The following is an 18,279-nucleotide window of genomic DNA, read 5'->3' as shown; positions in this document are numbered from 1 at the left end:
AGATACCTTTCAGGGGCATAAGAATGAGCCCTCAACACTCATGTGCCAGAGGCCGTTTGACTCCTATAGATAACGTGGTCGCCCAGGCGAAGGTCGCGGCGGGTGATGTCGGCCGGGTTGTGCAGGGTGGCGTAGGTGATGGTGGCGCCGTCGATGGTGACCGGCTCGAGGACGGCGCGTGGGGCGATGATGCCGGTGCGGCCGACGTTCCACTCCACTGCGAGCAGCCGGGTGATCTTCTCGACGGCGGGCAGCTTGTAGGCGATGGCCCAGCGCGGGGCCCGCGAACCGGATCCGGCCGCCTGCTGGTCGGCGGCCGGATCGGCCTTGATGACGACGCCGTCGATGCCGAACGGCAGGTCCGCCCGCAGTGCGGCGATCTCCTGCACCCGGGCCAGGACCTCTTCCACGGTCGTGGCGGTGACGCCGGGGACAGCGGTGGCGGCGGGGGTGTTCACTCCGAAGTCGGCGGCCTGCGTCATCAGTTCGCTGTGTGCGGCCTCGCGCAGCTGTACCGCGAGCGCCGTATCCGTCTCGGGCAGGGGGAGCAGGCCGTAGCCGAAGAACGTCATCGGCACTGTGTAGTCACGGTCCTTGGCCCGCAGGGTGCCCGCCGCGGCGCCACGCGAGTTCGCGAACCGTTGACCGCCGTGCTCAGTGCGTACCTCGTTGGCGTGCTCGAACTGGGCGGTGGTCATCAGGATCTCACCGCGCATCTCCACGGTGACCGGCTCGGTCAGCTCGAGGGGCAGCCCCTCGATGGTGCCGATCGCATGGCTGACGTCCTCTCCGGACGTGCCGTCGCCGCGGGTGATCAGCCTGCTGAGCCGGCCGCGGGTGTAGCGGGCGGCGACCGCGAGGCCGTCCAGCTTCGCCTCGACACTGAACCGCTCGACCTCACGGCCGATGCGCCGGGACAGCGACGCGGTCCAGGCGGTGAACTCCTCCGGCGAGAACACGTTGTCCAGGCTCAGCATCGCCACCGTGTGCGGGACATCGCCCTCCACGGCACCGCCGGCGACCTTCCCGGTCGGGGAGTCGGGCAGCACCTCGCCCGGATGGTCGGCCTCCCACGCCGCGATGCCGCGCACCAGATGGTCGTAGGCATCGTCGTCCAGCGGCGAGGTGGCGCCCGTGTAGTAGGCGGCCGCGGCCTCCACGGCTTCCTCGACCGCCTGCGCGTAGGCGGCGGCATCCACGATCTGCACAGTGGGTGTGGTCATGTCCGTTATCTTGCCTGCCACCACTGACAATGCCCCGCCGACGGCGGTACGGCAGGGTGCGGCCGTCGGCGGTCCCACCGCAGTGGGTCGAGGGATCTGCTGGGGGCGTGGTCGCTGGGTACACGAGGCGTCATGGGATCTTTGAGTTCTTTGGTGCTGTTGTCGTTGTTCGTGGCCAGTGCGGGCGTCATCTGGTACGCGGGTGTCAAGTTGTCCGACACCACCGACGTCCTGGCAGAGCGGCTTCATCTGGGCAGCGCTCTGGGCGGGCTCATCCTCCTGGCGGTCGCCACCAACTTGCCTGAGATCGCCATCACTGTCTCAGCGGCGCTGGCCGGCCAACTGGACGTCGCCGTCGGCAACATCCTCGGCGGCATCGCCGTCCAGACGGTCGTTCTCGCCGTCCTGGACGCTGCCGGGGTTCGCCCCCGCGCGCCGCTGACCCGCTTGGCCGCCAGTCTCCTGCTGGTCCTGGAGGGGGCGCTCGTCGTGGCTGTACTGGCGGTGGTGGTCATGGGCACCCAGCTGTCGCCGGACCTGCATGCCGGCCGGCTGGCTCCGGCGTCGGTGGCCATCGTGGTGCTGTGGGTGATCGGGTTGGTGCTGCTGAACCGGGCGGGCCGGGGGCTGCCGTGGCGGGAAGGCGGCGACGCTCCCGACGGTCAGCCGGAGCCCCGCGGCCACTCCCGTGGGAAGAAGGAGAAGGCAGCCACCGAAAACGGCGTCGGCACCACGCGCGCGGCGCTCGTCTTCAGTGCGGCGGCCCTGGCAACCCTGGTGGCGGGCGTTGTCATCGAACGCAGTGGCGAGGAGTTCTTCGCCCGCCAGGGGCTGAGCGGTGTGCTGTTCGGCGCCACGGTACTGGCGGCAGCCACGTCGCTGCCCGAGCTGAGCACCGGCCTGACCTCCACGAAGATGGGCGATTACCAGCTCGCGGTCAGCGACATCTTCGGAGGCAACGCCTTCCTGCCGGTGCTGTTCCTCCTGGCAACGGTCATCTCCGGCAAGCCGGTCCTGCCGGCCGCGCACGACACCGACATCTATCTCACCGCGCTCGGCATCATCCTCACGGTCATCTATATGACGGGGCTCGTCTTCCGGCCCCGCCGGCAGTACGCGCGGATGGGCATCGACAGCATCACCGCCATCGTCGTCTACCTGGTCGGGATCGCCGGACTGGCCACCATCGCCAGCTGACAGCTGACAGCTGCCGGTGTCGCCGCTGCGGCCTTCCGCTCTCCCGCGTCCGTTGCACGCGCCTGATCGGGGGCGTGCGATGTGGCCTGGCCCCATCGCGCCGTGGTGCGCGGTAGGGCGGCACCGCGTGTCACCGCGACTGCGCAGGAGCGCGTTGACCGGCAGCTCGCCCGGCGGGTTCCGAGGGCCCGGGCGGGAGAGGTGCGTCGGCAGAGGTGGGCGTTCTCAGGCTCGCCCTTGGGCACGTCATCCGCTCGCGGCGTCCTCGGCCTCCCAGCGCAGCAGGTCGCCCGGCTGGCACTTGAGCACTTCGCAGAGCGCGGCGAGCGTCGCGAAACGCACCGCCTTCGCGCGGCCGTTCTTGAGTACCGCCAGGTTGGCGGGAGTGATCCCCACGCGGTCCGCGAGCTCGCCCACGGACATCTTCCGCCGGGCCAGCATGACGTCGATGTCGACGGTGATCGGCATCAGATCACCTCGTTCAACTCGGCCTGCATCTGCGACGCTTCGACGTCGCGCGCGACGGCCTGGGCGAGCAGCATCCGCAGTACGAGCACGATGAGCGCGACTCCCAGGATGGCTACGCCGACCCCGCCCATGATGAGGGTGACGCCCGGGTCGTCCCGCTGGCCCGGCGCGTTGATGGCCGTGACGGTGAACCACAGGAGAGCGGCCACCACGATCGCGCCGATCACGGCGTCCACGTACCGGAAGGCGGCGGGGGAGAACACGGTTCCGCGTCGCACCATCGTCACCAGCCGTCCTACGGAGACCAGGGCGACCTGGACCGACACCATGCCCAGGATCGTGATCACACGCAGCGGGGTCAGCGGGAGCGTGCCGTCCTCCGGGTCGTTCCCGCTGACCAACGCCCACACCATCCCTGCCTGTACGAACAAGGTGCCGACGAACACCACCACGAGCACGGTGCGCAGCGCACCTACGGTCAGCTTTCCCATGACCCGTCCTTCCATCGAATTACGATGGGAATCTATCGAATTTCGATAGACGAAGCAAGGTCGTGGGTAGGGTGATCGCCGTGATGGTGGGCACCGAGGACACCCGGCTGGTCGTGCTGCGCGGCAACAGTGCCTCGGGCAAGTCGTCCGTCGCGGCCGGCCTCCGTGCGACGTTCGGCCGAGGCCTGGCTCTGGTCGGCCAGGACAATCTGCGCCGTGTCGTACTGCGTGAGCGGGACCGGCCGGGCGCGGCGAACATCGGGCTGATCGACCTCACGGCCCGTTATGCCCTGGACGCGGGATATCACGTCGTCGTCGAAGGGGTCCTGTACGCCGATCGCTACGGCGACATGCTCGCCCGGCTGTGTGCCGAGCACCGCGGCCCGACGCACGCCTACTACCTGGACGTGCCTTTCGAGCAGACCCTCGTACGGCACGCCACCAAGCCGGTCGCTGACGAGTTCGGTGAGACGGAACTGCGTGACTGGTACCGGCCTCTCGACCTCCTGCCGGGCGGTATCGAGACCGTCATCGGCGCGGACAGCACCCTGGAGGCGTCCGTCGACCTCATCATGCGCGACACCGGCCTGGTCGGCCTGCCTGCGCTGGATCGTTGACGCTCGGCAGAGACCGCGGACGTCACAGCGGCCATCGTGGCCCGTCGGCGCCGTGCACCCGGCTCGGGCAGGTCGGTCAGACGGTGGACGGCCGGCCTGTCAGCAGCGGAACCGGGCAGCAGCAGTGCATGGAGCCCGAACCGCGTCTCACGTTGGCCGCGACCACTCTTGATGCACCGGACCCCCATGAACTGGCCCAGTTCTATCAGGGCCTGCTCGGGTGGCCGGTGCGGAAGGAGGAACCGGGCTGGGTCGAGATCGCGGCGCCCGACGGCGGTGCCGGACTGTCGTTCCAGAGAGAGCCTCTCTTCGCACGTCCGCGGTGGCCTTCCACGGGGTCCGAGCAGCAGATGATGATGCATCTGGACATCGAGGTGAACGATCTGCCGTCAGCCGTCGAGCATGCCCTTGCCTTGGGCGCAACCGTGGCCGACCTGCAACCTCAGGCCGACGTGTGTGTCCTGTGCGACCCAGCGGGCCACCCGTTCTGCCTCTTTGTGCGAGCCAACGGGAACGACGTCCAGAACACGGCCTCCCGCCCACCTCCGCTCTCACCGAAGGCCCGTTACTCAGGCGGGAGTTGAGTACGCGTGCTCATCCCTGGTGCTCGCCGCGGGACCAGTATGGGAGTCACGGCGCCGCCAAGAGCGCCGATGGGATCCAACTGAACCTGCGGGGGAATTTCTCATGTCGCGTCGTATCGCTGTTTCCGTTGCTGCCGGTGTCGTCGTCCTCGGTGGAGCCGGTGCCTTCGCCTTCGCCTACGCCGGGGACCAGTCGCCCGCGCTGTCGCACAGCACCGCTCGCTACACCGCTCCCGCGGCCGACCGTGACGGCTCGCTGACCTTCACCACCGACGTCACGGCGTCCTCCGACGTCAAGAGCGTGAAGGTGCTGGCGTGGCCGGCGAACTCGTCCTTCGCGAAGAAGGGGCTGACGGCCAAGGACATGGCCAGTGTCGAGTCGGCCGTCTGCAAGCCCTCGGGCGACGACAGTGAGCGGTGCACCTACAAGGTCCCCGTCACCCGCGCCGACGCCGAGGACTCCCCGCGGGGTCTGTGGCACGTGGCCGTCCTGGTCACCGCCAAGGACGGCGACACCACCCTGAACACCAAGGCGGCCGACTTCACGGTCGCCTGATCCGGTACTGCGCTCCTCCGGCCCCGGTCAGAGGCTGAGCCGTAATTCGTTTGACCGTGCCATGGGTCAACGCCTCATTGTTGCCCGACGCCACCAGTCCGTGGTGCCGGTACTCCGAGGAGGCAGCGGTAGCAATGGAGATCCGTCCCACCACCGAGAAGGATCTCGACGTCTTCGTCGACACAGTTCATGCCGCGTTCGGGCGTTTTCCGGAAACCCCGGTCGAGGGCGGCGGGCTCTGGTGGTCGGCGCTCGAAACGGACCGCTGCCTGCTCGCCCGAACAGCGGACGGGCGGCCCGTCGGCACCGCCGCCACGCACCCCTTCGAGCTCACGCTGCCGGGTGGGACCCTCGTCCCGGTTGCCGGGGTGACCGCCGTCGGAGTCCTGCCCTCGCACCGGCGCCAGGGCGTGCTCACCGCGATGATGCGGCATCAGCTCGCGCAGGGGCGGGCCCGCGGGGAGTTCCTTTCCGTGCTGCTGGCGTCCGAGGCCGCGATTTACGGCAGGTTCGGGTACGGACCTGCGACCTACACGGCGCGCCTGACGGTGCAGCGCCACCGGGCGGCCCTCGCTCTCGCCCGGGCGCGAGGAACGGCCGCCGCACCGACGGCACCGACCACACCGACGGCCGGCCCGGACAACGGCTCGGTCGAAGTCCTGCGTCGGGCCGAGTGCGGCGAGATCCTGGAAGAGGTCTACGACCGGTACCGCCGCGCCCAACCCGGTGCGTTGTCCCGCCCGCGCCGCTGGTGGGCCTTGCGCGCGGGGCAGCCTCCGATCTCGCACGCGCCGCGTCATATCGCCGTCCACCGGGACGCCGCTGGTGTCCCGGACGGCTATGCCAGTTACTCGGTCGACGGCGACACCTTGACGGTCGACGAGACCATCGTCACCGACGACGCGGTCTTCACGGCCCTGGCCCGGTTCGTGCTTGAACACGACCTGGTGTCTCAGGTCGTGTTCAAGCAGGTCCCGCCCGATCACCCGCTGCGCTGGCAGTTCGCGGACTTTCGCGCCGGCGAGGTGAGCGGTGACATGGACTGGCTCTGGGTGCGTCTCCTCGACGTCCCACGTGCGCTGACCTCGCGCGGCTGGTTCGCGGACGGGGAACTCGTCCTCGACGTCGCGGACCCGTTCCTCGGCGAGCACGGTCGCTACCTGCTGACCGTCCGGGACAGCAAGGCCGACTGCGTCCCCACGGACCGCGAGCCGGACCTGTCCCTGGACGTGAGAGACCTGGGATCGGTCTACCTCGGCGGTACCGCTCCCAGCACGCTGGTGCGTGCCGGACACATTCGGGCCCACCGCCCGGATGCGGCCCCGCTCGCTGACGCCCTGTTCCGCACCGGCTGCCGCCCGCACTGCCTGCACTGGTTCTGACCGCGCTCGCCGGCCCGGCACAAGTCCCGTGAATACACGGAGGACGGATCGGAGCGGTCGCACCACGACCCTGCAACCGGCCTCCCTCGGGGAGGAGTTGGTGCGAGCGCCCAGGGGGTAGGCCTCGCGGTCCTGGCGTGCGGCCAGGGGGTAGGCCTCGCGCTGCTGGCGTCCGGCACAGTCTCTGCGATGTCAGTGGTGGCTGCGATGCTGGCGACATGACTCCTTGGAATCTGCTCGACCTCGACAACGCATTGCGAGCCAGCTGGGCCGCGGACACCTGCTCGCCCGACGACCAGGCCGACTGGCAGCCGAGTAACCCGGCCTGGGGTCACTGCGACATCACGACCTTGATCGTCAACGATGTCTTCGGCGGCGATCTCATGCTCGGGGAAGTGCATCTCGGCGGGGACCAGCGCGGCTTCCACTGGTGGAACCGGCTCCCCAGCGGCGTCGAACTCGACCTGACGCATGAGCAGTTCCAGCTGGGCCAGACCGTCACCGCGACCCGTGTCGTGGAACGCCCGCCGGGCCCCTTGCCCCGCCGCTGGGACGCCTACCTCGTCTTGCGCAAGCGGGTCATCGAGCACCTCGGCCACCTGCCGGAGCCGGCCGTCTGAGCAGCGGGGCATCAGCCCGGCTGGTTGCGCGGACCGACGCCCCGGCCGTTGGTGGCCTGGCCGGCAGCCGGCCGGAGCCTCGGCTTCTCGCACCAGGGATGTCCGCGAGGCCCGCCGCACTCCGCCCAGGTCGAGGCAGCCGCGGCCCGCACTGTGCGTTGTCGTACCCCGCGCGGTAGGACCAGATGGTGATAAGGGAGCATCTGCTCAGCCGTCCCCTGCCTGTGAAGGATCGTCATGCGCTCTGTCCGCCGTGCCATACCGCCCGCCCTCCTCGCCTGTCTGCTGACGGCGGGCTGTTCGTCCGTCGAACTCGGCACGTCGACACCCTCCGGGACCGGGCACCCCGCGCCCGGAGCGACCGCCGGTGCGGGGGGCGCGATCGCGGTGGGAGCGGGCCCGCAGAAGCACTACACGGTGCAGCAGCAGCCGGCCGCCGGCTCATGCCACTACCGCTACGAGCACGGCGAGCCGCTCGAGGACCCGACGTGCACGCCGGGCGCGATCTCGCCGGCGGTGACGCAGGCGAACCTGAAGTCGACGATCTGCCGCAAGGGCGGCTACACCTCCGGCATACGTCCGTCCACGTATGTGACGGGCAAGGAGAAGAAGCTGAATGCCGCCTCCTACGGCTTCACCGGCCGCATGGGGGACGCCGAGTACGACCACTTGATCAGCCTTCAGCTCGGCGGCGACCCGAACGACCCGCGCAACCTCTGGGTCGAGCCGGCCGACCCGGGCCACCCGAAGGGGGCCGGGGTGAACAACAAGAAGGACCCGGTGGAGACCAAGCTGCACACCGCGGTCTGCAACGGCAAGGTCACCCTCGCCGCCGCGCAGCGCGCGATCGTCACCGACTGGTCCACCGCTCTGGCAGATCTTCACCTCGACTGACAGGCCTGACGGAGGCGAGCGCTCGCCGTTCGCCGGAATACCCCGCCGCGGTGTGCCCGGCCGCCGGCATGCAAAGAGCCCCGGCTGGACGGGGGAGACCAGCCGGGGCCGTGTGCGGTGGCGTGCGGAGGGCGGTCGCCTCTCGGCGAAAGGCTCCACGGGGCTTCAGCCGGACGATCGTCCCCGTGGGCTATAGGTGAGGCCCGGGGACACTGTCCCCTCCGCAGCCACATACTGATGAACGGTCGACCACCCCGGATTGTTCCCTGCCTGGCCGATGCCGCTGTGAGGTGCGGCACTTCACCAAGTGAGGGGCCGCGGCGCTACGTGTTGCGGCGTCGGGTGACCGCGAGGTGATACGCCGTTGGTGCTCGGCCACGTCGGAGCACACCACCTCCACGTCGACCGCGACCCACACCCGCGCGCACCGCGGTGTCGCGCCAGGTTTCCCAGATGACGGTCAGTGGGTTCACCGAACTCTGCGGATGCCGTGTCGGCCCGGAGCGGACGATCGCCTGCCTGATCGTGTCGAGGCGCAGGCGGACGGCGCCGATCCGCGCGGCCTGCCGACGTAGGAGACGCTCGGGCGCCGGTGATCGACCGCTCGTCCTCCGTGGCGGTGACCACCTCGTACACGCCTCTGCCGGGGAAGTGGTGGCCGGCGTCGGACGGCTCTCGGGGGTGCACCTCAAGGCGCACGGTGGTTCTCATCGAAGCCGAAGGGCTCCCTCCGCCAGAGCGGCGGGACGCCAGCCCAACTCCGGTGCGATCAGGTGCCGGACGTCGTGGAGGATCTGTTCGTACTCCTCGCGGTGGAACTCGTACGGCAGCTCCAGGCGCAGCTCCGACACCTCCGCGAGGACCGGGTCGGCGGCGAGCTGCTCGAGGATCTGCTCGGCGGTGCCGACGACGTCGGGGGCGAACAGGGTGCGTCTGGGGCCCTGGGGCGCGAGGGTCCGTTCGTGGCGGCTCGCCGCGTAGTCGCGGTAGCGGGCCCGGCCAGGCGCGTCCGCGCTGTCGAAGGGGACGATGACCCGGCCCAGCGCCACCCGGGTCTCGCGGCCCTCGGAGAGGGCGCGGCGGTACTCGGTCAGCAGGTTCAGCTGGGCCGTGGTGAAGTCGTCGGTGCCCTCCCCGGTGACGATGTTCCCGGACAGCAGACTCAGGCCGTGCTCGGCGGCCCAGCGGGACGAGCGCAGGCTCCCACCGCCGTACCAGATCCGGTGCGCCAGACCGGGGTTGTGCGGTTGCAGACGGGGCCGCTGGACGTTGCCCGGTGAGTGGATCACCGTGTCCGGGCCGCCGAGGTAGTCGCCGCGCAGGTGGTCCAGGACGCGGGCGATCCTGCCGTACGACAGGTCGAGTTCGCGCCAGTCGCTGTCGTGCACGAGGTCGCCGAGGAGGTCGGCGTGCGGCATGCCGGTGCTGAAGCCGATCTGGAGCCGCTCCCGGGACAGCACGTCGGCCAGGGCCAAGTCCTCGGCGAGGCGGAAGGGGTTCTCGTAGCCGATCGGGATGACCGCGGTGCCCAGTTCGATCCGCTCGGTGCGCTGGCCGGCCGCGGCGAGGAACACGGCGGCCGAGCCGACGCCGTGCTCGAGGTGGCGCTGCCGTATCCAGGCGCCGTCGAAGCCCAACCGCTCGCCGTACTCGAAGAGTTGGAGTGTCTCCTCCAGTCCGGTGTGCGGGTCGTCGTCGGCGAAGTTGCCCGGGGTGAGAAAGGCGAGTGAGGTGATCGTGGGAAGGCTCATACCGACTCCCGGCTCGTGTGGGTCCCGGCGGCGAGGGAGGGGGCGCGGCCGCCGGGGATCGCCGCCAGCAGCTCGCGGGTGTACTCGTGGCGGGGGCGGGTGAACAACTCCTCCGGCGGGCCCGTCTCGACGATCCGGCCGGAGCGCATCACGGCGACCTCGTGGGCGATCTGCCGTACGACGGCCAGGTCGTGGGAGATGAACAGGTACGCCACGCCCGTGTCGGCCTGCAACTCGGCGAGCAGGTCGAGGACTTGAGCCTGCACGCTCACGTCGAGCGCGGAGACCGGCTCGTCGCACACCACCAGGTCGGGGGAGAGGGCGAGCGCGCGGGCGATCGCCACGCGCTGCCGCTGCCCGCCCGACAGCTCCGCCGGCCTGCGTTCCAGCGTGGCGGCGGGCAGTGCCACCCGGTCGAGCAGCTCGCGGGCCCGGTCGAGCCGGGAGGCACGGTCGCCGACCTTGAAGGCGCGCAGCGGCTCGGTGATCACCTCGCCGATGGAGAAGCGTGGGTCGAGGGAGGCGTAGGGGTTCTGGTAGACGAGCTGGGCGCGACGGCGCAGCTTCCGGGTCTCGGCGCCTCGCGAGGTGGTGACGTCGGCGCCGTCGAACAGCACCTTCCCGGCGGTCGCGTCGGTGAGGCGCAGTGTCAGCCGGGCGGTGGTGGACTTGCCCGAGCCCGACTCGCCGACCAGGGCGAGGGTCCGCCCGCGGTGGAGCGTGAAGCTGACGTCGTCCACCGCGCGCAGGATCCGGGGACCGTCCCCGGCGCGGGGCAGCCTGAACTCCTTGACCAGGTTGCGCACTTCGACGAGAGGCGCCGCTTCGGGTTTTGGCGCGGCTACAGGCCTGGCGGGTCCGGCGCTGGTCAAGCTGGGTGCGCCGGCGAGGAGTTGGCGGGTGTACTCGTGCTGCGGGTCGGCGAGAATGTCGCGGGTCGGGCCCGCCTCCACCACCCTGCCCTGCGACATGACCACCAGACGCTGGGAACGGTCGGCGGCGACCCCCAGGTCATGGGTCACGAGCAGGACCGCGGTGCCCGTTTCCTCGGTGAGATGCTGGAGATGGTCGAGGATGACCCGCTGCACGGTGACGTCGAGCGCGCTCGTGGGTTCGTCGGCGATGATCAGCTCGGGCTTCGCGGCGATGGCGATGGCGATCAGTGCGCGTTGCCGCATGCCGCCGGAGAGCTCGTGCGGATACTGGCGGGCCCGTACGGCCGCGTCGGGCAGCCCGGCCCGGTCCAGGACGGTGATCGCCTCGACGGGGGCAGACCGGCGGGTCGCCAGGTTGTGGACGCGCAGCACCTCGGCCACCTGGTCGCCGATCCGCTTGACCGGGTTGAGCGACACCGACGGGTCCTGCGGGACCAGCCCGATCCGCACTCCCCGCACGGTGCGCAGTTCCGCCTCCGACAGCGTTGCCAGGTCGTGGCGGCCGAAGCGGACCGTGCCCGCGTCGATACGGCCGTTCGCCGACAGGAGCCGGGTGATCGCGTGCGCGGTCGTGCTCTTGCCGGACCCGGACTCGCCCACCACGGCCGTCACCTGCCCCGGCCACACGTTGAGGTCGACGCCCCGGACCGCCGGAACCGTGCCGCTCCGGGTGCGGTACGACACCGACAGGCCGCGAATCTCCAACAGGGGTGTGCTCACGTCGTCACCGTTCTCACCGTGTTCACGTTCGTCGGTCATCGCCGCCGGGACCATTCGCCGTCCAGCGCGCGGGCGATGCGGTTGGTGGCCAGTACGGTCGCGGCGATCGCCAGTCCGGGCAGTGCGGTCAACCACCATGCGTTGGCGAGGTAGTTGCGGCCGTCGGAGATCAACGTGCCCCACTCCGGGGCCGGTGGGGGAGCGCCGTAGCCGAGGAAGCTCAGCGCCGACACGGCCAGGATGGAGGAGCCGAAGTCGAGGGTGGCCAGGACGATCACCGGTCCCGCCGCGTTGGGCAGCACATGGCGGCCGAGGACCGAGTACCAGCGGGTCCCGCAGGAGCGGGAGGCCTCGACGAACACCGCCTGCCGCACCCGCAGTACCTCCGCGCGGGCCACCCGGGCGAACGAGGCGACGCTCGCGATGCCGACCGCCACGGCCACCTTGACCGTGCCGTAGCCGAGCGCGGTGACCAGTGCCAGGGACAGGAACAGCGCGGGGATGGACAGCAGGACGTCGACGAAGCGCATCAGCACGTCGTCCACCCAGCGGCCCACGAACCCGGCGACCACACCGAGCAGACCGCCGACCACGAACGCGACCAGCACCGCGATCAGGGTTGCCTTCAGGGACAGTTGGGCGCCGTGCACCACGCGGGAGAACACATCCCGGCCCAACTCGTCCGTGCCGAACCAGTGCGCGCCGCCCGGGCCGCGGAAGTTCTGCGACGGCACCCCCTTCAGCGGGTCCTGCGAGGTGAACAGGTCCGGCCGGAACGAGGCGAGCACCACCAGCACGAGGACGACGACCGACAGCAGGAGACCGGGACGGCGCAGCACGAACCGCAGCACCAGCCGTACGTCGACCCAGCGCGTCGGTCCGGGATCCGGCCCGGGGTCCAGCGGCCGCGCGAGGCCGAGGGCTGCCTCGGCCGGGTCGTCGACAAAGGTCTGGCTCATGCGAAGCTCCCCCTTCTGTCCGAAGCCACCACGATCCGCGGATCGAGGAGTGGATAGACCAGATCGATGACCAGGTTGGTGGTCACGAAGATCAGCGCTCCGAACGTCACCACCCCCTGCACCACCGGGATGTCCTGGAAGGTGACCGCGGCCGCGGTCACCCGGCCGAGGCCGTCGCGGGAGAACACGGTCTCGATCACCACCGAGCCGGCGATCAGCTGGCCCACCAGCAGGCCGACGACGGTGAGCGCGGGCAGGGACGCGTTGCGCAGCGCGTGCCGCAGATGGACTCGCCACCGTCCCGCGCCCTTGGCCCGCGCGGTCTCCACATACGCCTGGTCCAGCGCCGTGAGCAGGCTCTTGGCGAGGACCTGGGCGACCTGCGCGCCGGTCGGGATCGCCAGCGTCAGGGCCGGCAGCACCAGTCCCTTCACCCCGTCGTTGCCGAAGGCCGGGAACCAGCGCAGCCGGAACGAGAACGCCTCGACGAGCAGCAGTCCCACCCAGAAGGTCGGGACGGACACCCCCAGTGGAGGCAGCGACAGCAGCACCTGCCGCAGCCAGCGCCGGGAGGTGTAGGTCGCCACCACCGCCAGGCCCCCGCCGAGCAGGACCGCGAGCAGCAGGGCGGCGCCGGTCAGCTGGAGGGTCTGCGGCAGCGCGTCGGCCAGCGTCGAGGTGACCGGGCGGCCCGTGGACACCGAGTCGCCGAAGTCGCCGCGCACGGCCCGGCCGAGGTACTCGGCGTACTGCACCAGCACCGGCTTGTCGAAGCCGTACTCGTGCCGCAGCGCGGCCAGTTGCTCCGGGTCGACCTGCCCCGAGTCCATCCCCGCACTGGCCATCGCCGTCACCGGGTCGCCCGGCAGATAGTCCAGCACCAGGAACGAGAGCGTGTAGGCCGCCCACAGCACCCCGACCGCCTGCGCGAGCCGTTTGATCACATAGCGGCGCACGGCTAGCCGATCCAGGTGTCGTGCAGCTGGATCCGGCTGGAGGCGTCGAAGTCGAGGTCGTGCACCTTCGTCGCGACACCCAGCTGGGTCTGGAGCTCCACCACGGGTGCGTAGTAGGCGTTCCGCACGATCAACTGCTGTGCATCGCCCACGAGTTGCTTGCGCTTGGCCGGGTCGGTGTTCGCCGCCTGCGCGGACAGTGCCGTGTCGAGGTCACCCGCCGGGACGCGGTAGAAGTTCGCCAGCTTGGTGGAGAAGGAACTGCGCAGGATGTCCGGGTCGCCACGGGTGATGTTCCCCCAGGCCGCGTCGTAGTCGCCCGACTGGAGCGTCGGCGCAAGCTGGGTGACCTGGAGCTGCTTGAGGGTCACGGCGACGCCGACGGCCTTGAGTTGCTGCTGGATCAGCTCCAACGCGGGCTGGTTCGTTCCCGCGTTGGGAATCCAGTCGATGGTGAGAGCGAGCTTCTTGCCGTCCTTCACGCGGATGCCGCCGCTGCCGGCCTTCCAACCCGCCGCGTCCAGGAGGGACTTCGCCTTCGCCGCGTCGAAGGACAGGTCCGAGGCGAGGTCGGTGTAGTCGGGTGTGGTGTGGGCGAGGACGCTGCTCGCCGCCTGGGTGCCGGTCGGGAAGACCGCGTCGGCGATCTGCTGCCGGTCGATGGCGAACAGGATCGCCTGCCGGACCTTCGCGTCTTCGAGGACCGGCCGCGAGTTGTTGAGGCCGAGGCCGAACACCACACCGGGGTTGGCCCGGCGCAGGAGGGTGACCTGGCCGCCCTTGAGCGCTGCTTCGTTGGCCTTGCCGACGCTGGAGACGGCGTCCACCTGGCCGGACTGGAGGCTGCCGGCGCGCACCCCCGCTTCGGGCACGACCTTGAACACCAGCTTGTCCAGGTATGCCTCCCCCTTCTTGGACCACAGGGAGGAGCCCCAGTCGTACCCGGCGCGCCTGGCCAAGGTGACCGACTGGTTCTGCACGTACTGCTTCAGCACGAACGGCCCGGATCCGATCACTCCGTCGCTGCACTTCTGCTGCGGGGTCCTGCGCACACTCGCCGACGACTCGATGCCCAGCGAGTGTGTCGAAGTGGCCTGCAGGAACTGGGCGTTGGGCTCGGCGAAAGTCACTCTCACGGTGAGCGGGTCGACCACGACGGTGCTCTTGACGCCGCTCAGATAGCCCTCGGCCAGGGTTCCGAGGGCGCCGAGCTTCGGCACCGCGTCGAAGTTGTCCTTGACCACCTGCGCGGTCAGCTTCGAACCGTCGCTGAAGGTGACACCCGATCGCAGATGGAAGGTGAACGTCCTGGCGTCGGAGCCGATCTCCCAGCTCTTCGCGAGCCACGGCACGATCTTGCCGGTCTTGGGGTCCTGGTCGGTCAGGGAGTCCACGATCTGGCGCACCGAGTAGATGGTCTCGTTGCTGGCGACCTGCTGCGGGTCCACGCAGCCGGCGTCGGAACCCACCGCGAAGGTCAGGGTGCCGCCGGACTTCGGCGTGGTGCTGCCGGTGCCGGAGCCGTCGGTCCCCGACCCGCAGGCGGTCAGCAGCACGCTGGTGGTGAGAAGGGCGGCCAGCGCCGCCCATCGGGGGGATGTGGAAGCCGGAAGTGCGGTCACGGAGGGTTCTCCAACTCGTGTCACCAGGCATGGGGTGCCGTACGAGGCACGGCCGTACATGGGTGTGCGGCCCCGGCCGGAGCGACGCCGGTGGCGGGGGAGCGCTGTGCAGACAGGGATCAGGGGAAGCGAGGGTCAGCCGCGCAGGGGTGCGGTGACGACCGGCGCGTGCCGGACTCGGCCGGCGGCGGGAAGGACCGTCAGGCCTGACAGAGGCAGCTGGTCGAGCGCTTCAGATCGATGTGGCGTCGGCGCGCGAGCCGGGAGAACACCGTGGCGAGGACGAAGGAGGTATCGGGGTCACCACCGTGCCGCATACCGGTCCTCCACATCTCAGGCCCCGGTCACGGGGCCACGCGCTTGCGGGGGTCATCGGCGATCCCCGCCGGGCTTTCACCTGGAGCACCCCACCGCGTGGGAGGGTTGCCGGTCAGCAAGCCAGGGCTTGACGCTGACACTCAATGCCGTTCGTGATCGTACGGAGCGCTCTCGCCGTACGTCAATGGCGGGTCCGGGGCCTGATCGGTACGGGAGTGCGAGCAGGCGTGCGCGAACTGTCGAATTCGTCGTCGAATTCCGCATGCTGAGACCGAATGTGGCGTGCCGTTACAACTCCATGGCCATCGGCTGTCGATCTTTCCCGGGGGTCACGCGGGCGGTCAGTCTGGTGTCGTCCCTCCCCAACCCTCCCTCCCGTCACAGGAGTTTTTCGCATGCCGTACGACAGCCCGCTGTCCCGCCGCACCGTTCTCGCCGGAGCGGCCGGACTCGTCCTGGCCCTCGCCACCCCCGTCCGGTCCTCGGCCGCGAGCTTCGGCTACACCGACGACGGCACCCACTACGTCGTCGACACCGGAGCCGGACTGGTCTTCAAGATCGACCACAGCAACGGCGACCTGTCGTCCTTCGTCTACAACGGAACCGAGTACCAGGGGTACGACGGCAAGAACTCCCACGTCGAGAGCGGCCTCGGCACCTCGACGGTGTCGATCTCCACCCCCGCCACGGGGGTCGTCCTCGTCAAGGTCGTCCACGGCACCCTGATCCACTACTACGCGGCGCGCAGCGGCGAGAACAACATCTACCTGTTCACCTACAAGGCCGACACGTCGGTCACCGCCAGCCGCTACATCGCGCGCCTCAAGCCCGGCGTCTTCCCCACCACCTACCCGGACACCTGGTCCAACTCCGACACCGTCATCGAGTCCGCCGACATCTTCGCCAAGGCCGACGGCACCACCAGGGCCAAGCACTTCTCCGACCTGCGGACCATCGACTACGACTACTTCGGCTTCAGTGCCTCCGCCGCCTCGATCTGGGTCGTACGCTCCAACAAGGAGAAGGACTCCGGCGGGCCCTTCATCCGTCAACTCCTGCGCCACGGAAACGAGTCAGGCGCCGGGCTCTACGAACACCTCTACTACGCCGAGGGGCAGACGGAGGCCGAGCGCTTCGGGCTGCACGGCCCGTACGTCCTCGCCTTCACCGACGGCTCCGCACCCACCACTGCCGTGTCCGGGCGCGACAACACCAGCTGGGTGGACGCCCTCGGCCTCACCGGCTGGACCGGCGCGAGCGGCCGCGGCCGGATCGTCGGCAACGGGCTCGCGGGGCGCGACACCTCGCACCCCTACGTCGTCGGCGTCTCCAACTCCGCCGCCCAGTACTGGACGAAGGTGGACGCGAGCACCGGCAAGTACACGGTCAAGGGCATCCTGCCCGGCACCTACACTCTCACCGTCTACAAGGACGAACTCGCCGTGCACACCGAGGACGTCACGGTCACCGCGGGCGCGGCCACGACCCTGCACACCATCACGATCACAGGCGACCCCTCCGCCGACACCGCCATCTGGCGCATCGGCGACTGGAACGGCACCCCGGCCGGCTTCAAGAACGCCTCCCTCGTCACCCACGCCCACCCCTCCGACTCCCGCGCCGCCGCCTGGACCGCCGACCCCTACGTCATCGGCAGCTCGACGGCCTCGGCCTGGCCCGCCTACCAGTTCAAGGAGATCAACCAGGGTCTGCAGGTGTCCTTCACCCTCGCCGCCGCCCAGGCCGGCGCCGACCGGACCCTCCGGATCGGTATCACCACGGCCAAGGCCAACGGCCGTCCCCAGATCACCGTCAACGACACCTGGACCTCCGCCATCCCGGCCGCCGCGGCCGAGCCCTCCACCCGGACCCTGACCGTCGGCAGCTACCGCGGCAACAACCACACGTACGAATACGTCATCCCCGCCGCCCAGTTGGTGACCGGCACCAACACCCTGCGCATCGACGCCGCCAGCGGCTCGGCGGGCGGCGGAGGCTACCTCAGCCCCAGCTACGGGTTCGACGCCCTCGACCTGCTCTGAGGGCATGTTTCCCGCACCGGGCGCCGGAGTCCGGTGCGGGCCGGGATGAACGGCGAGGCCGTCGCGGTTGACCGGGAGGAAGAGGCCCGAGAGAAGGAGTCCGCGTGAGCGTCCAGGACGTCGAACGGCAGAGCTTCACCGAGGACTGGGAGCAGTGGCACCGGCAGAAGGAAGAGGTGCTCGCCGGCCCGCACGGATTCCTCGCGATCACCAGTCTGCACTGGCTGAGCGCGGAACCGGCCCGCTTCGAGGACGCGCCCGGAGCCTGGTCGAGCACCCCGCGGGGAGTGGTGGTCGAACTGGATCAGGGCGAGGAACTCACCCTCGACGGCGAGACGTTGCACGGTCGTCACGACTTCGGAGTGATCGCCGAGCGGGACAGCCTGTACGTCGGTGCGGGCGACGCCCTGATCGAGGTCGCCAAGCGCGGCGGTCAGGACATCCTGCGCCCGCGCCACCCCGGCAACACGCTGCGAACGGCGTTCACCAGCACTCCCGCGTACGATCCGGACCCGCGCTGGGTGCGCGAGGGCCGCTTTCTGCCCTTCGGGCAACCGCGCCCGGTGACGGTCGGCGCGGCGGTGGAAGGACTGGAGCACGTCTACGACTCGCCCGGCCAGGTCGAGTTCGATCTCGACGGCACCGTTCACCGGCTCACCGCCTTCAACGGTGTGGCCCCCGGCAGCCTGATGGTGCTGTTCACCGACCGGACGTCGGGCGTGACGACGTACGCGGCGAACCTGTCCCTGCGGATCGCGGCCCCCGATGCCCAGGGCCGGGTGAGCCTCGACTTCAACCGCGCCGGGAACCTGCCGTGCGCCTACACCGATCTGGCGACCTGCCCGCTGCCGCCGGCGGAGAACCGACTCCCCGTCGCGATCGAGGCGGGCGAGAGGATCCCCCTGGAGCGCGGCGGACAGCTCTGAGCGACGCGTTCGGCCGGG

General features: G+C 70.0%; 16 protein-coding genes, 1 pseudogene and 1 riboswitch. Of the genes and pseudogenes, 9 read left to right on the top strand and 8 right to left on the bottom strand.

The genetic code is table 11. The features are described 5' to 3' along the window. Positions 1–68: 68 nt before the first annotated feature. Positions 69–1,223: pseudogene (locus tag ACFYRX_RS18025) on the bottom strand (NAD-dependent DNA ligase LigA); the annotation flags it as partial. A 132-nt stretch (positions 1,224–1,355) separates the two neighbouring features. On the opposite strand from ACFYRX_RS18025, the gene ACFYRX_RS18020 reads away from it, so the two are divergent. Continuing rightward, positions 1,356–2,420 (top strand): sodium:calcium antiporter, encoded by a 1,065-nt coding sequence (locus tag ACFYRX_RS18020; protein ID WP_389100587.1) that lies wholly within the window; start codon positions 1,356–1,358, stop codon positions 2,418–2,420. A 246-nt stretch (positions 2,421–2,666) separates the two neighbouring features. Here the strand turns inward: ACFYRX_RS18020 and ACFYRX_RS18015 are convergent, their stop codons facing one another. Both ACFYRX_RS18015 and ACFYRX_RS18010 read right to left on the bottom strand, forming a co-directional pair. Continuing rightward, positions 2,667–2,888 carry a helix-turn-helix transcriptional regulator gene (locus ACFYRX_RS18015; protein ID WP_095878373.1) on the bottom strand — a complete coding sequence of 74 codons (222 nt, stop codon included), beginning with the start codon at positions 2,886–2,888 and terminating at the stop codon, positions 2,667–2,669. Continuing rightward, positions 2,888–3,379 (bottom strand): DUF2975 domain-containing protein, encoded by a 492-nt coding sequence (locus tag ACFYRX_RS18010; protein ID WP_389100585.1) that lies wholly within the window; start codon positions 3,377–3,379, stop codon positions 2,888–2,890. The genes ACFYRX_RS18015 and ACFYRX_RS18010 overlap by 1 nt, the downstream gene beginning before the upstream one ends. Positions 3,380–3,462: 83 nt before the next feature. On the opposite strand from ACFYRX_RS18010, the gene ACFYRX_RS18005 reads away from it, so the two are divergent. The 6 genes from ACFYRX_RS18005 to ACFYRX_RS17980 all read left to right on the top strand — a co-directional run bounded on the left by ACFYRX_RS18005 (position 3,463) and on the right by ACFYRX_RS17980 (position 8,032). Next, positions 3,463–3,996, top strand: a complete 534-nt coding sequence (locus ACFYRX_RS18005) for a kinase (protein ID WP_389100858.1) — start codon at positions 3,463–3,465, stop codon at positions 3,994–3,996. Positions 3,997–4,124: 128 nt separating this feature from the next. Beyond that, positions 4,125–4,580: a VOC family protein gene (locus ACFYRX_RS18000; RefSeq protein WP_389100583.1), complete on the top strand. Its 456-nt coding sequence runs from the start codon at positions 4,125–4,127 to the stop codon at positions 4,578–4,580. 103 nt (positions 4,581–4,683) lie between these two features. Further along, positions 4,684–5,136, top strand: coding sequence for a DUF5707 domain-containing protein (locus ACFYRX_RS17995; RefSeq protein ID WP_389100581.1), 453 nt, complete (start codon positions 4,684–4,686; stop codon positions 5,134–5,136). A gap of 134 nt (positions 5,137–5,270) precedes the next feature. After that, the gene (locus ACFYRX_RS17990) at positions 5,271–6,518 is read left to right on the top strand and encodes a GNAT family N-acetyltransferase (RefSeq protein ID WP_389100579.1); all 1,248 of its coding nucleotides are present in this window, start codon (positions 5,271–5,273) and stop codon (positions 6,516–6,518) included. Between the two features lie 218 nt (positions 6,519–6,736). Further along, entirely contained in the window at positions 6,737–7,138 is a 402-nt protein-coding gene (locus ACFYRX_RS17985; RefSeq protein ID WP_389100578.1) for a hypothetical protein, read from the top strand. Between the two features lie 237 nt (positions 7,139–7,375). Next, positions 7,376–8,032 carry a hypothetical protein gene (locus tag ACFYRX_RS17980; RefSeq protein WP_389100576.1) on the top strand — a complete coding sequence of 219 codons (657 nt, stop codon included), beginning with the start codon at positions 7,376–7,378 and terminating at the stop codon, positions 8,030–8,032. 707 nt (positions 8,033–8,739) lie between these two features. On the opposite strand, the gene ACFYRX_RS17975 is transcribed toward ACFYRX_RS17980, so the two are convergent. From ACFYRX_RS17975 to ACFYRX_RS17955, 5 genes are read right to left on the bottom strand one after another with little or no spacing between them, the layout of a single operon-like run. Beyond that, entirely contained in the window at positions 8,740–9,783 is a 1,044-nt protein-coding gene (locus ACFYRX_RS17975) for an LLM class flavin-dependent oxidoreductase (RefSeq protein WP_389100574.1), read from the bottom strand. Continuing rightward, positions 9,780–11,477, bottom strand: a complete 1,698-nt coding sequence (locus ACFYRX_RS17970) for a dipeptide ABC transporter ATP-binding protein (protein ID WP_389100572.1) — start codon at positions 11,475–11,477, stop codon at positions 9,780–9,782. The genes ACFYRX_RS17975 and ACFYRX_RS17970 overlap by 4 nt, the downstream gene beginning before the upstream one ends. Continuing rightward, complete coding sequence (locus ACFYRX_RS17965) at positions 11,474–12,397, bottom strand: ABC transporter permease (protein WP_389100570.1); 924 nt, start codon at positions 12,395–12,397, stop codon at positions 11,474–11,476. The genes ACFYRX_RS17970 and ACFYRX_RS17965 overlap by 4 nt, the downstream gene beginning before the upstream one ends. Further along, entirely contained in the window at positions 12,394–13,353 is a 960-nt protein-coding gene (locus ACFYRX_RS17960; protein WP_389100568.1) for an ABC transporter permease, read from the bottom strand. The genes ACFYRX_RS17965 and ACFYRX_RS17960 overlap by 4 nt, the downstream gene beginning before the upstream one ends. 2 nt (positions 13,354–13,355) lie before the next feature. Beyond that, positions 13,356–14,975: an ABC transporter substrate-binding protein gene (locus tag ACFYRX_RS17955; RefSeq protein WP_389100566.1), complete on the bottom strand. Its 1,620-nt coding sequence runs from the start codon at positions 14,973–14,975 to the stop codon at positions 13,356–13,358. A gap of 351 nt (positions 14,976–15,326) precedes the next feature. Further along, a riboswitch (SAM riboswitch) is annotated at positions 15,327–15,441 on the bottom strand. A gap of 247 nt (positions 15,442–15,688) precedes the next feature. On the opposite strand from ACFYRX_RS17955, the gene ACFYRX_RS17950 reads away from it, so the two are divergent. Next, positions 15,689–17,335 carry a rhamnogalacturonan lyase B N-terminal domain-containing protein gene (locus ACFYRX_RS17950; RefSeq protein WP_389100564.1) on the top strand — a complete coding sequence of 549 codons (1,647 nt, stop codon included), beginning with the start codon at positions 15,689–15,691 and terminating at the stop codon, positions 17,333–17,335. 104 nt (positions 17,336–17,439) lie between these two features. After that, on the top strand, positions 17,440–18,261 hold the full coding sequence (locus ACFYRX_RS17945; RefSeq protein ID WP_389100563.1) for a DUF1684 domain-containing protein: 822 nt from the start codon (positions 17,440–17,442) through the stop codon (positions 18,259–18,261). Positions 18,262–18,279 lie beyond the last annotated feature (18 nt).

This window comes from Streptomyces sp. NPDC005374, from assembly GCF_042872225.1.
Classification (GTDB): domain Bacteria; phylum Actinomycetota; class Actinomycetes; order Streptomycetales; family Streptomycetaceae; genus Streptomyces.
Note: the sequence above shows the minus strand (reverse complement) of the source record. Positions and strands in the feature narration are given on the sequence as shown.